Below are 335 nucleotides of genomic sequence, written 5' to 3'. Positions count from 1 at the left end.
GTCGATACGGTTAATCCCATTACTTAAACACCTGATCCCATTTGGCTTTTATCTGCCCTGCCGTGGCGGAAAAGTCCGGTGCGGTATGCGATGCCGGGCTTCCCAAACTCTTAAAACTTACTGCCGCTTGAAGAAAATCGGAGATCATCGCCCCCATTGTGGCGATGGCGTTCCCCAATTCCAATTTTTCAGTCTTGCTATTTTTTATCTTTATTGCTCCATCGGCAACCGCGTCTAATTTTCCGGCGGATTTTATGCTCATGTCATCGCCGGATTCAACATTCAATTTTTTTTCCGCTTTTGCTAAAAGGCCGCCTTTACATTCATTTTTAATG

At 45.1% G+C, this 335-nt stretch carries 1 protein-coding gene; it reads right to left on the bottom strand.

The window, feature by feature from the left end; translation table 11 throughout:
- Positions 1 to 19: 19 nt before the first annotated feature.
- Positions 20 to 335: hypothetical protein (locus ACYVTD_RS18525; RefSeq protein WP_461249061.1), on the bottom strand; the 316-nt coding region annotated here is incomplete at its 5' end.

Source organism: Treponema sp. R6D11 (genome assembly GCF_054786075.1).
The sequence above is the reverse complement of the archived record's forward strand: the minus strand, read 5'-3'. Positions and strand labels throughout refer to the sequence as shown.